Annotated in this window: 10 protein-coding genes; 9 read left to right on the top strand and 1 reads right to left on the bottom strand. The window is 63.7% G+C overall.

Going from position 1 to position 13018, the window contains the following annotated elements:
- Positions 1-19 precede the first annotated feature (19 nt).
- Positions 20-1258: a lytic murein transglycosylase gene (locus tag IB272_RS04890; protein ID WP_029742359.1), complete on the top strand. Its 1239-nt coding sequence runs from the start codon at positions 20-22 to the stop codon at positions 1256-1258.
- Positions 1259-1367: 109 nt separating this feature from the next.
- On the opposite strand, the gene IB272_RS04885 is transcribed toward IB272_RS04890, so the two are convergent.
- Positions 1368-3002 (bottom strand): MFS transporter, encoded by a 1635-nt coding sequence (locus IB272_RS04885; protein ID WP_060580568.1) that lies wholly within the window; start codon positions 3000-3002, stop codon positions 1368-1370.
- 273 nt (positions 3003-3275) lie between these two features.
- Here IB272_RS04885 and rimP point away from each other — a divergent pair, with 273 nt between their 5' ends.
- The 8 genes from rimP to IB272_RS04845 all read left to right on the top strand — a co-directional run bounded on the left by rimP (position 3276) and on the right by IB272_RS04845 (position 12871).
- Complete coding sequence (gene rimP, locus IB272_RS04880; protein WP_029742361.1) at positions 3276-3896, top strand: ribosome maturation factor RimP; 621 nt, start codon at positions 3276-3278, stop codon at positions 3894-3896.
- 46 nt (positions 3897-3942) lie between these two features.
- Positions 3943-5562 (top strand): transcription termination factor NusA, encoded by a 1620-nt coding sequence (gene nusA / locus IB272_RS04875; protein ID WP_029742362.1) that lies wholly within the window; start codon positions 3943-3945, stop codon positions 5560-5562.
- A 5-nt stretch (positions 5563-5567) separates the two neighbouring features.
- Positions 5568-6275, top strand: coding sequence for an RNA-binding protein (locus IB272_RS04870; RefSeq protein WP_060580569.1), 708 nt, complete (start codon positions 5568-5570; stop codon positions 6273-6275).
- A 105-nt stretch (positions 6276-6380) separates the two neighbouring features.
- Positions 6381-9092, top strand: coding sequence for a translation initiation factor IF-2 (gene infB, locus IB272_RS04865; protein ID WP_034804758.1), 2712 nt, complete (start codon positions 6381-6383; stop codon positions 9090-9092).
- Positions 9092-9544: a hypothetical protein gene (locus IB272_RS04860; RefSeq protein ID WP_034804755.1), complete on the top strand. Its 453-nt coding sequence runs from the start codon at positions 9092-9094 to the stop codon at positions 9542-9544. The genes infB and IB272_RS04860 overlap by 1 nt, the downstream gene beginning before the upstream one ends.
- A 79-nt stretch (positions 9545-9623) precedes the next feature.
- Positions 9624-10031 (top strand): 30S ribosome-binding factor RbfA, encoded by a 408-nt coding sequence (gene rbfA / locus IB272_RS04855; RefSeq protein WP_029742366.1) that lies wholly within the window; start codon positions 9624-9626, stop codon positions 10029-10031.
- Between the two features lie 8 nt (positions 10032-10039).
- The gene (truB, locus tag IB272_RS04850; RefSeq protein WP_034804752.1) at positions 10040-10975 is read left to right on the top strand and encodes a tRNA pseudouridine(55) synthase TruB; all 936 of its coding nucleotides are present in this window, start codon (positions 10040-10042) and stop codon (positions 10973-10975) included.
- Between the two features lie 183 nt (positions 10976-11158).
- Positions 11159-12871 carry a sensor histidine kinase gene (locus tag IB272_RS04845; RefSeq protein WP_162251849.1) on the top strand — a complete coding sequence of 571 codons (1713 nt, stop codon included), beginning with the start codon at positions 11159-11161 and terminating at the stop codon, positions 12869-12871.
- Positions 12872-13018: the final 147 nt, after the last annotated feature.

Below are 13018 nucleotides of genomic sequence, written 5' to 3'. Positions count from 1 at the left end.
CAACCGATGGGGAAGCCTTATGCTGAGACTTCTTTCACTGACGACCTTGCTGCTCTGTGGCTGGCTGGGGCTCGCGCAAGCCGCGACCAAAGCCGACGTCGAGGCGCAGTTTCGTACCTGGCTGCAGAATGATCTGTGGCCGGAGGCGAAGAAGGCCGGCATTTCCGCCGGATCCTTCAAGGCGGCCTTTTCCGACGTGAAGCTCAACTGGGACCTGCCGGATCTGGCGCCGCCCGGCTTCCCGAAGCCGAAGGAACAGAAGCAGAGCCAGGCGGAGTTTTCCTCGCCCGGAAACTACTTCTCGGAAAAGCGTCTGCAGGGGCTCGCCGCCACCGGCCGCAGCCTGGCTTCCACCCATGCGTCGACCTTGAAGAAGATCGAGCGCACCTATGGCGTGCCGGGCTCGGTGATCGTTGCCATCTGGGGCCGCGAATCCGGCTTCGGCCGCGCCAAGATCCCTTATCCGGTGGTCGATGTGCTCGCGACCAAGGCGTTTATGTCGACGCGGCCAGACCTGTTTCGCCGCGAGCTGATCGCGGCACTGCACATCCTCGACAGCGGCGATGTCGACGAGGCGGCGATGCGCGGCTCTTGGGCCGGCGCGATGGGTCAGCCGCAGTTCATGCCGTCGAGCTTCCTGCAATATGCCGTCGATTTCGATGGCGACGGCCGCCGCGACATCTGGAATTCGGTGCCAGACAGCCTGGCGTCGATCGCCAACTATCTGGTCAAGAAGGGCTGGCAGCGCGAGCGTGACTGGGGCTTCGAAGTATCGATTCCCGAAGCCGTCTCCTGTGCGCAGGAAGGGCCGGACCTCGCCCAGCCCCTGTCGAGTTGGGCGAACAAGGGGATCGTCAGGATTTCCGGCAAGGCCTTTCCGTCGCACGAATTGTCCGCATCTTCGATGATGCTGGTGCCCGCTGGTCGCCATGGGCCGGAGTTTATCGTCACGCCGAATTTCTACGTGCTCAAGGAATACAACAACTCCGACCTCTACGCGCTCTTCATCGGCAACCTCGCCGACCGCATTGCGACGGGCGGCGGCGCGTTCCGCGGCACGTGGGGCGACGTCGGCAACATGCTGCGCTCGGACGTTCTGAAGATGCAGAAGGCGCTGGTTGCCAAGGGCTACGACGTCGGCAAGGTCGATGGTCTCCCCGGCTACAAGACGCGCCGTTCGCTCGGCGACTGGCAGGCAAAGAGCGGCCTTGCCGCCACCTGCTTCCCCGATGCTTCGCTGAAGGCGAAGCTGCGATAGAGCCAATCGCAGCCGGAGGCGCTGGTGCGCCGACTGCCGAAAAGAAAAGGCCCCGTCACCGGGGCCTTTTTCGTTGCATGGTCGAGATCGGCGCGAGGGCCGGCACAAGCTAGTGCATGTCCACATTCACCTGGCGCTTGTAGCGCTCGTAATGGGTCGGCACGATCGTCTGGCGCTCGATCATCCGGTGCACGCGCGGTGGTGCTTTGCCGCTATGCAGCGCCGTCAGCCTGTCGCCGACGGCCGCGTCCGCCTGGGTGCGCCGCTGGTTGTGACGCACATATTCGACCCAGGTCGGCACGTGGTAGGTCTCCGTCCAGGTGGTCGGGTTTTCAAGGTCGCGCATCAGGGCCCAGTGTCCGGCGCCGTCACGGATGCGGATACGCCGCCGTTCCGCCATGGTTGTCAGGAACTCCGGGATGTCGTCGTCGGCGATTTCGTAGTCGATCCTGATGACGATCGGGCCGCTGCGCGGTTTCAGGTCCAGTTCGAGCGGCGGCTCGTTGAAGCGGTTCAGCGGATCGAGGTTGAGCGAGGTGAATTCCGGCAAGGGCAGGCGAAAGCCGACCACGACGCCGGCGAACATCAGCAGACAGGAGCCCATCAACGCGTTGGCCGCGCCATATTGCTCGGCGGCCGTACCCCAGAGCCAGCTGCCGCCGGCAATGCCGCCGAAGGTCATGGTCTGGTAGAGCGAAAGGGCCCGGCCAACCACCCAGCGCGGCGTCGAAAGCTGCACCGTGGTGTTGAACAGCGACAGCGCCAGCACCCAACAGGCGCCGGAGATGAGCAGCACGAGACAGCTCAGCCAGGCATAGGTGCTCCAGGCCGTGATCGCGGCGCTGGCGGCAAAGCCGGTGAAGGCGATGCGCACGATCGCCTCGCTCGAAAGCTTCTCGCGCAGGCGGGCGGAGAGCAGCGCCCCGCCGATCGCGCCAAGGCCGAAGGCGCCGAGCATCAGACCGTAGGTGAGCGGCCCGCCCTGAACGAGGTCGCGGGCGACGAGCGGCAGAAGAGCAAGGATGGCGCTTGCCGAAAGGCCGAAGAGGAAGCCGCGCAAGAGAACCTTGCCGATGTTCGGCGACATCGCGACGTAGCGCAGGCCAGCCGAAATGGCGCGCCCCAGCGTCTCGCGCGGCAACGTGCTCGTCGGCACCTCGCGACGCCAGCGCACCAGCGCAAAAAGGATGGCGAAATAGCTGAGCGTATTGGCGAAGAAGGCAGCCGCCGCACCGAGCGCCGCGACGATGGCGCCGCCGATCGCCGGGCCGACGCTTCGGGTGATGTTGAAGCCCATGCTGTTGAGCGCGACCGCTGCCGGCAGGTCTTCGCGCGGAACCATGTCGCCGACCGACGCCTGCCAGGACGGGTTGTTGAGCGCCGTGCCGCAGCCGATGAGGAAGGTGAAGAGCAGGAGCAGCCAGGGCGTGATCAGCCCGACATAGGCACAGATCGTCAAGAGCGCCGAGACGAAGAGCATGAAACACTGCGCCACCAGCATGATCCGCCGCCGGTCGAAATTGTCGGCAAGCGCGCCAGAGACAAGCGAGAAAAGCATGATCGGCAGCGAGGTCGAAGCCTGCACCAGCGCCACCATGTTCGCCGACGAGGAAATGGAGGTCATCAGCCAGGCGGCCCCGACCGATTGAATGAGGCCGCCGAAATTGGAGGCGAGGCTCGCGATCCATATCGTGCGGAAGATATCGTGCTTGAAGGGGGCAAGCGGCGAAATACGGGTTGGCACCTCGTCTTCTCTCTTCGTTTCTTGATTGTCGTCTCGAAGCGGTTCGTCTCCTGTTATAGGCCCGACAACGCGAAGTGCCACCCGCTGAAACTGACCTTGTTGGCGAAGATGCTCGCCGGCGGTTCGTCCGGCCATTTGCGTCGGACGGCCCAATGCCTTGCAATTTGTGGCGATGGGGCGTATATGAGCCTCAAATTCTTGATCGGTAGATGAAGAGTGGGCCCGTCAGGACCCGCTCTTTTTTATTAGCCGGTCCGATGAGGAGATGATCGTTTGTCCGATACGACAACGGCTGAAAATGCAAATGAACCCCGCCTGATCACCGAAACCGGTCTCGACCAGCGCGTCGCCGACATCATCGAGCCGGTGATCGTGCCGATGGGCTACCAGCTCGTGCGCGTGCGCATGTCGGGCCAGAACGGCATGACGCTGCAGATCATGGCAGAGCGCACCGACGGCACCATGACCGTCGAGGACTGCGAAGAGATCTCCAAGGCCATTTCGCCGGTGCTCGATGTGGAAGATCCGATCGACAAGGCGTATCATCTCGAAGTGTCGTCGCCGGGCATCGACCGCCCGATGGTGCGCAAGTCCGACTTCTTCCGCTGGCAGGGTCACCTGCTGAAATGCGAGACGTCGGTTCTGGTCGATGGCCGCAAGCGGTTCCGCGGCAAGATCGTTTCTGTCGATGACGACGGTTTCCGGCTTGAGCGCGACCAGGTGGCCTATGGCGAGGAGCCCGTCGTCGTGATCCCGTTCACCACGCTTTCCGAAGCGCGGCTGATCCTGACCGACGATCTGATCCGCGATGCGCTGACGGCCGACAAGAAGGCCAAGGCTGCGCGTGCCGCGAACGAGAATTTCGAAGACGAAGATTCACCTATTGAGGAATAAGTCGGGCGGAGCTTGAAAGCCCCCTGCAACCCAACGGAGACAAGACATGGCAGTCAGTGCTAACCGGCTCGAGCTTCTGCAGATCGCGGATGCTGTCGCGCGTGAAAAGGTGATCGACCGCGAGATCGTTCTGGCCGCGATGGCCGACGCGATCCAGAAGGCCGCCCGCTCGCGCTATGGGTCGGAATCGAACATCCGCGCCGACATCAACTCCAAGACTGGCGAAATCCGCCTGCAGCGTCTTCTGGAAGTGGTCGAGAAGGCTGACGACTACTCCACGCAGATCCCGCTCGAGCTTGCTCGCGATCGCAATCCGGACGCCAAGCTCGGTGACTTCATCGCCGACCCGCTGCCGCCGATGGATTTTGGCCGCATCGCCGCCCAGTCGGCCAAGCAGGTCATCGTGCAGAAGGTGCGTGAGGCCGAGCGCGACCGTCAGTTCGACGAGTTCAAGGATCGCGTCGGCGAAATCGTCAACGGCACGGTCAAGCGCGTCGAATACGGCAACGTCATCGTCGACCTCGGCCGTGGCGAAGGCATCATCCGTCGCGACGAGATGATCCCGCGCGAAAACATGCGCTACGGTGATCGCGTCCGCTCCTTCGTCTACGACGTTCGCCGCGAACAGCGCGGCCCGCAGATCTTCCTGTCGCGTACCCATCCGCAGTTCATGGTGAAGCTCTTCACCATGGAAGTGCCTGAAATTTACGACGGCATCATCCAGATCAAGTCGGTTGCCCGCGACCCGGGTTCGCGCGCCAAGATCGCGGTCGTCTCCAACGATAGCTCGATCGATCCGGTCGGCGCCTGCGTCGGTATGCGCGGTTCGCGCGTTCAGGCCGTCGTCGGCGAGTTGCAGGGCGAAAAGATCGACATCATTCCGTGGTCGCAGGATCCGGCGTCGTTCATCGTCAACGCGCTGCAGCCGGCGGAAGTCGCCAAGGTCGTTCTCGACGAAGACGCCGAGCGCATCGAAGTGGTCGTTCCCGACGAGCAGCTGTCGCTCGCCATCGGCCGACGCGGCCAGAACGTTCGCCTCGCTTCGCAGCTGACCGGCTGGGATATCGACATCCTGACCGAGCAGGAAGAGAGCGAGCGCCGCCAGAAGGAATTCACCGAGCGCACCAACCTCTTCATGGATGCGCTCGACGTCGACGAAATGGTCGGTCAGGTGCTGGCTTCGGAAGGCTTTGCCGCCGTTGAGGAGCTTGCCTATGTCGATCTCGACGAAATTGCGTCGATCGACGGTTTCGACGACGAGACCGCCAACGAAATCCAGACCCGCGCTCGCGAGTACCTGGACCGGATCGAGGCGGAAATGGATGCCAAGCGCCGCGAACTCGGCGTTGCCGACGAACTGCGCTCAATCGACGGCCTGACGAGCCAGATGCTCGTTGCGCTGGGCGAAGAAGGCATCAAGACGGTCGAGGACTTTGCTGGTTGCGCCGCTGACGATCTCGTCGGCTGGAGCGAACGCAAGGACGGCGAGACCAAGCGTTTCGAAGGCACTTTCTCGAAGTTCGACGTCTCGCGCGCCGAAGCCGAAGCCATGATCGTTCAGGCCCGCCTGGCAGCCGGCTGGATCACGCAAGAGGACCTGGCAAGCGAAGAGGTCGAAGGTGAAGAGCCGATCGACGTTGCCGAAGGCGCCGAGCAGGACGCTTAAGGACGATGATCGCCTCTGATCATGCCGACAGCCTGCCTTCGGACGCCCTGCCCACGGATGGGGGGCCGAAGGATCGCAGCGGCGGCACGCGGACCTGCATCGTCACTCGTGAAAGCGGTTCGCCAGACGAGTTGATCCGCTTCGTGGCTGGGCCAGACGGTCGCGTCGTTCCCGATCTGAAGCGTCAGCTTCCGGGGCGCGGCTGCTGGGTCAAGGCCGAGCGGACGCTGATTGAGAAGGCGGTGGCGAAGAAGTTCTTCGCCCGCGCCCTGAAGGCGGACGTCAAGGCCGACGCGACGCTCGCCGACGATGTCGACCGGCTGCTCGCCGAGCAGCTGGCCGGAATGATGAACATGGCGCGCAAGGCGGCCCAGTTCATCTCCGGCGCAACGAAGACGGAGCAGGCCGTCAGGGGACTGGCGGCACTCGCCGTGTTTCACGCGTCCGACGCTGCGGCCGACGGCGTGCGCAAGATAGACCAGGCCCGCAAGGCGATGAGCTTTGTGGCCGACGATGAAATGGAAATACCTTCGTTCCGTCCCTTCACCGGGGCGGAAATGGAGGGCCTTTTAGGAAGTAATGCTTTTATCCATGCCGCAGCGCTTGCAGGGCAGGCGGGTGAAGGTGTAGTGAAGCGCGCAATCATGCTCGAAAAGTACCGAGGATCCGTCCCGGTCCGGGCCGACGGCGGCGCTGGCAAGCCACAGCAATGACCCGCGTCACCGGCACAGTCTGGCATCGCGTACATTGTTTGAGACAATTTGGAAGACAGGGTCAGGTGATACGCATCCGGCCCTGATCGCTAGGAACGGAACGGAATGACCGACAACAACGACGACAAGACAGGCAGCGCAGCGGGCAAGAAGACGCTGACCCTGAAGCCCCACGGGGTTTCGCAGGGGACCGTGCGTCAGGACATGGGCCGTGGCCGCACCAAGGCGGTCGTGGTCGAAACCAAGAAACGCCCCTTCCACCGCCCCAAGGACGAGCGTCCGATCACACCGGTTGCTGCAGCTCCCGCTGCGCGCCCGGCCGATCAGCGCCCGGCTCAGCCGCAGCCTTCGGGTCGCCCGGCACCGCAGCCGCAGCAGCATTCGACGCGTCAGGAAGCCAACCAGGCCAATCGTCCGCGCGTCGGTGTCGTTCTGAACCAGCTATCCGCCGGTGAGATCGATGCGCGCCGCCGTGCTCTGGCCGAAGCCCAGATCCGGGACGCCGAAGAAGCGGTCATCCGCGCTGAGAACGAAGCACGCCGCAAGCGTGAGGAAGAAGCCCGTCTCCAGCAGGAGAAGGAAGAAGCCGCACGCCGCGCTGCCGAGGAAGCAGCCCGCGCGGCGGCCGAGCCCGAAGCCAAAGCCGAAGTTAAGGCCGCAGAGGTTGTTGAAGAGCGCCCCGTGGCTGCTCGCGCACCGGCTTCCACCGAGCGTCGCGTTGACAGCCGCCCGCAGGCCGGACGGCCCGCCGACCAGGCAGGTGGACTTCCGACCCCGGCTCCGGCCGGCGCACTGCGCGGCCGTAAGGTCGACAACGAAAAGGATGACGATCGTGGTCCGCGTCCCGGCGCAGGTCCGGCGCGCGGCAAGGTCGTGCGTCCCGAGCCTGCCAAGGTTCCGGCCCGCCCGAAGGGCGACGACGGCCGCCGCCAGGGCAAGCTGACACTGACCACCGCTGCCGACGAGGATAGCGGCCAGCGCGCCCGTTCGCTGTCGGCCATGCGTCGCCGCCAGGAGAAGTTCAAGCGCAGCCAGATGCAGGAAACCCGCGAGAAGATTTCGCGCGAAGTCATCCTGCCCGAGACCATCACCATTCAGGAGCTGTCGCAGCGCATGTCTGAGCGCGCCGTTGACGTCATCAAGTTCCTGATGAAGGAAGGTCAGATGATGAAGCCCGGAGATCTGATCGATGCCGACCTGGCCGAACTCATCGCCGGCGAATTCGGCCACACGGTCAAGCGCGTTTCGGAATCCGACGTCGAAGAGGGCATCTTCAACGTTTCGGACACGGACGAAGAAATGGAACCGCGTCCGCCGATCGTCACGATCATGGGTCACGTCGACCACGGTAAGACGTCGCTGCTCGATGCGATCCGCCACGCCAACGTGGTGGCCGGCGAAGCCGGTGGCATCACCCAGCACATCGGTGCCTACCAGGTCGAGCAGAACGGCAACAAGATCACCTTCATCGACACCCCCGGCCACGCGGCGTTCACCGCCATGCGTGCTCGCGGTGCCCAGGCGACCGACATCGCGATCCTGGTGGTTGCGGCTGACGACAGCGTGATGCCGCAGACGATCGAATCGATCAACCACGCCAAGGCGGCCGGTGTTCCGATCATCGTGGCGATCAACAAGGTCGACAAGCCGTCGGCAAATCCGCAGAAGGTTCGCACCGAACTGCTGCAGCACGAAGTCTTCGTCGAATCCATGGGCGGTGAAGTCCTCGACGTGGAAGTGTCCGCCAAGAACGGCACCAACCTCGACAAGCTGCTCGAAGCGATCCTGCTTCAGGCGGAAATCCTCGACCTGCGCGCCAATCCGAACCGGACGGCCGAAGGTACGGTCGTGGAAGCCGAGCTTGACCGCGGTCGCGGTGCGGTTGCCACCGTCCTCGTACAGAAGGGCACGTTGCGTCCGGGCCAGATCATCGTCGCCGGTGACCAGTGGGGCCGTGTGCGCGCGCTCGTCAACGACAAGGGCGAACACGTCAAGGAAGCCGGTCCGTCCATGCCGGTCGAGGTTCTCGGCCTGTCCGGTACGCCGGCAGCCGGCGACAAGTTCGCCGTCGTGGAGAACGAAAGCCGTGCTCGCGAGATCTCCGAGTACCGCCAGCGTCTCGCCCGTGAGAAGCAGGTTGCCCGTCAGTCCGGCTCGCGCGGTTCGCTCGAGCAGATGATGACCCAGCTCCAGACCTCCGGTCTCAAGGAGTTCCCGCTGGTCATCAAGGGTGACGTGCAGGGTTCGATCGAAGCGATCGCCGGTGCTCTCGACAAGCTCGGAACCGACGAAGTGCGTGCGCGCATCGTGCATTCGGGTGCCGGCGGTATCACCGAGTCCGATATCTCGCTCGCCGAGGCATCGAACGCCGCGATCATCGGCTTCAACGTCCGCGCCAACTCGCAGGCCCGTTCGGCCGCCGAGCGTGCCGGCATCGAAATCCGCTACTACAACATCATCTACGATCTGGTAGATGACGTGAAGGCGGCGATGTCGGGCCTGCTCTCGCCAGAGCGTCGCGAAACCTTCCTCGGCAACGCCGAGATCCTGGAGGTGTTCAACATCACCAAGGTCGGCAAGGTCGCGGGTTGCCGCGTCACCGAAGGCAAGGTCGAGCGTGGCGTCGGCGTCCGTCTGGTTCGCGACAACGTCGTTATCCACGAAGGCAAGCTCAAGACCCTCAAGCGCTTCAAGGACGAAGTCTCGGAAGTCAATGTCGGTCAGGAATGCGGCATGGCCTTCGAGAACTACGAAGACATCCGCGCCGGCGATACGATCGAGTGCTTCCGCGTCGAGCATATCACCCGGACGCTCTAATGGGCCTGAAAGCCCGGCAAATCTGCACAACGGCGGCCTTGGCCGCTGTTGTGTCGTTTTGGTGGACGCCGGTCTTCGCGGAAGTCTGCGACAAGATCTATCCCGAATGGGATGGTCAGAAATTCTCGGTTCTCAACGAGGTGGCCGCTTTTCTGACCAATTGGGTCGGCCTGGCGGCGCTTTTCTGTCTGGTTACCGGTTCAGCGGTTTTGCGCCTTCGGGCGCTGCTTTGGGTCGGGAGCCTTCTCGGCGGCCTCCTCCTCCTGGTGGCCATCATGTCCTGGGGAGATGCCGAGCACCAGGTATGGCAGTCGGCCATCAATGAGGGTTGCGCACATCCGCAGTTCGAACTGATCCAACTGCTGTCCGCGCTCGTGTTGACGGCTACGGGCGTCTTTCTGGGACTGCGTCGAAGAAAGCGGGCGCAGGCAATCAGAGCTACCCGTGCCTGAGGCACGGAAGGTATATTACGCTGAAGAGTAAAACGGTTTGCCGCCCCGAGCGGGCGCAATACCTTGGAAAGCAACGACCATGAGCAAAGCCACATCCTCTGCCCCCTCACAGCGCATGCTGCGCGTCGGCGAACAGGTGCGCGCTGCCATCACCCAGGTTCTGCAACGCGGCGAGGTCCGCGATCCGGTGATCGAGAAGACCGTCATCGCGATTTCGGAAGTGCGCATGTCACCGGATCTGAAGATCGCCACGGCCTATGTCACGCCGCTTGGCGTGCCCAACCATGCCGAGGTCATCGACGCGCTCAACCGCAATGCCAAGTACATTCGCGGCCGCCTCGGCCCGCAGCTGCGACAGATGAAATACATGCCCGACGTTCGTTTCCGCGACGATACGAGCTTCGACAATTACAAGAAGATCGACGAGCTCTTGCGTTCGCCGGAAGTTAGCCGCGATCTCGACCAGACCAGCGAAGACGAAGAATAGTAGATTTCATGTCCAAACCGCGTAAGCCCAAGGGCCGCCCGATCTCGGGCTGGCTGATCCTCGACAAGCCGCTCGACTTCGGCTCCACCGAAGCTGTCTCGAAGATCAAGTGGCTGTTCAAGGCCCAGAAGGCCGGCCATGCCGGCACGCTCGATCCGCTGGCCTCCGGCATGTTGCCGATCGCGCTTGGCGATGCGACGAAGACCGTTCCTTACGTCATGGACGGCCGCAAGATCTACGAATTCACCGTCGCCTGGGGCGAGGAACGCTCCACCGACGATCTCGAAGGCGAAGTAACCCATTCCTCGGCCGAACGGCCGAACGAAGAGGCAATCCGCGCGCTTCTGCCGAAATACACCGGCGTCATCAGCCAGGTGCCGCCGCAGTTCTCGGCGATCAAGATCGATGGCGAGCGCGCCTATGATCTCGCCCGCGACGGCGAGACGGTCGAAATCCCGGCCCGCGAGGTCGAGGTCCACCGGCTGACTCTGCTGGGTGCCGCACCCAACCTGGCCCACTTCGAAATCGAATGTGGCAAGGGCACTTATGTGCGCTCACTCGCCCGCGACATGGGCCGCGACCTCGGCTGTTTCGGCCACATCGCGTCGCTGCGCCGCACCTTCGTCGCGCCCTTCGGCGAAGAGGACATGGTGCCGCTTGCCGACCTGGTGGCGTTGGAAAAGATCGAGGACGACCAGGAACGTCTGGCGGCACTCGATGCCTATCTGATCGAGACCGGCGAGGCGCTTTCCAGCCTGCCGCACGTGCCTGTCAATGACGACCAGGCGCACCGTCTGAGGATGGGCAATCCCATTATCCTGCGCGGCCGCGACGCACCGCTGGCGACGCCCGAGGCCTATGCCACGGCGCGCGGCAAGCTGGTCGCGATCGGTGAGATCGCCGAGGGCGAATTCCGCCCCAAGCGCGTCTTCGCCGGAAGCTAAGCACCCGGAACCATTTGCCTTTGCTTTATCCTTGACGCATGATCCCGGCATGGGTTCCCAGTCCATCCGAGGTGATTCCGTTTCCGTATCGCGTTTCGTTGCCGTTTGGCGGTTGCGCCGCTTGCGGCGGCGTGCGCCGAAGGCGTTGATGCCGCCGACAGGGAACCGCAAGGGACGTTGCAGGTGACCGGTGTGACGGAGGAAGGAAAGCGCAGGGCAAGCGATGGCCTGGCGGCGATGGTTGATCGCGCCCGTCATCGGCTGACCCGCCCGTTCAGTTTCTATCTGACGTCGCTGCTGCTGGTCGCCATCGTTCCGGCCTTCATCTTCTCGCTGGTCGTGCTGAAGCGCAGCGTCGACGCGCAGGAACAGGTCATCACCTCGCTGCTGCAGGCCTCGACCGGATCGGTGACGCGCATCGTCGAGCGCGATATCGAGGGCATGTTGACGACGCTGAAGGTGCTGTCGACCTCGCGGGCGATTGAGGACGACAATTTGCAAGCCTTCTACGAGAGAGCCTCGACGGCGCTCGCGCAGACGGATTCCTACCTGATCGTCATGGATCGCAAGCACGAGCAGCGGCTTAACACCCGCGTCCCCTTCGGCACTGAGCTTGGCAAGGGGTCGGATGCGGACTCCATCGAGCGCGCCTTCACCAATAGCGGCGCGCCGCTCGTCTCCAACGTCTTCTTCGGCAAGACCGCCGGAAAATGGGTGTTCAACGTTTATCTGCCGGCAAAACTCTCGACCGGTGAGGAGTATCTGCTGGCGTTGACGCAAAACGCCGAGAACATGGCCAAGGCCGTCAACCGCGATACGCTGTCGCCTGGTTGGAACGCGGCCCTCGTCGACGGCGCGGGAAAGGTCATCATCTCCTCGGACGCGGCGGTCAAGGCCGGGGAGCCGTTCTTCCTCGACAAGGTTCCGGCGATCAGCATCGGCGTTCGCAACATCAAGGAGAACGGCACGGAGTACCGGGTGGCGACCGAATTCTCGGTGATCACCGGCTGGCGGATCATCGCCTGGGCACCGCGGGCGATCGTCGATGCTCCGGCCGTCTGGTCGTTCCTGTGGCTTTCGCTCGGCGGCATCATCTTTGCCGGCATCGCGATCGCCGGTTCGCTGGCAATCGCGCGGCTGTTGTCGCAGGGCGTAAAGCTCGTGGCGCAGGATGCCCGCCGCCTTGGCGCCGGCGAGCGGATCGAGCCGCGCCCGCATATGATCGCCGAGGTCGAACAGGTCTCGGCAGCTCTGGCCCGTGCGGCGGCCGCGCGCACCAAGGCGGAGAGCGAAATCCGTTTCTTGATGCGCGAGGTGGCGCACCGCTCGAAGAACCAGTTGACAGTGATCCAGTCCATGCTGAACCAGTCGGTCTATTCGGCCGAGAGTGCCGCTGATTTCGCCGACAGTTTCCGCAAGCGCATCGCCGGGCTCGCCCGCTCCACCGACCTTATGATCGCCAACGCCGCCCAAGGGGTCGATTTCCGGGAACTGGCCCAGAACCAGCTTCAGCCATTCACGCCTGACGATCCGAGGCGGGTGATCCTGTCCGGCCCGCCTTTGCGGCTCGAGACCCAGATCGCCCAGACGCTCGGCATGGCGCTGCACGAGCTCGCGACCAATGCGACCAAATATGGCGCGCTCGCCAACACCTCAGGCGTCGTCAAGCTGAGCTGGTCGCTGGAGGATGAGGGCATTGCCATACGCTGGCGGGAGGAGGGGGCCGATCTCGCGGGCAAGCCCTCAGATCCGATCCGCAAGGGGTTTGGCACGCTCGTGCTCGAACGCATGCTCGGCATGGCCCTGAATGCGGGGCTCGAGCGGATGATGCATGCCGACGGCATCGAGTGGCGGATCACCGTGCCGCGACCGGCCGAAGGGGATGACGCGCCATGACCTGCCGCCGTCACTTTTTCTCCCTCGATCGGGGCCGCACTCCTGCCGATCGCGGCCGAATGAAATCGCCGCCGGTGCACCCGTTCCCGACCGGCAATTGAGGTCTTCCTCCGGCCCTCCCGGGCGCCGGTCCATGACCCTTTCCTT

The sequence above is a fragment of the Ensifer sp. ENS08 genome (assembly GCF_014852195.1).
In the GTDB taxonomy this organism is placed as follows: Bacteria; Pseudomonadota; Alphaproteobacteria; order Rhizobiales; family Rhizobiaceae; genus Ensifer; species Ensifer adhaerens.
This window is presented reverse-complemented; position numbering and strand designations above follow the sequence as displayed.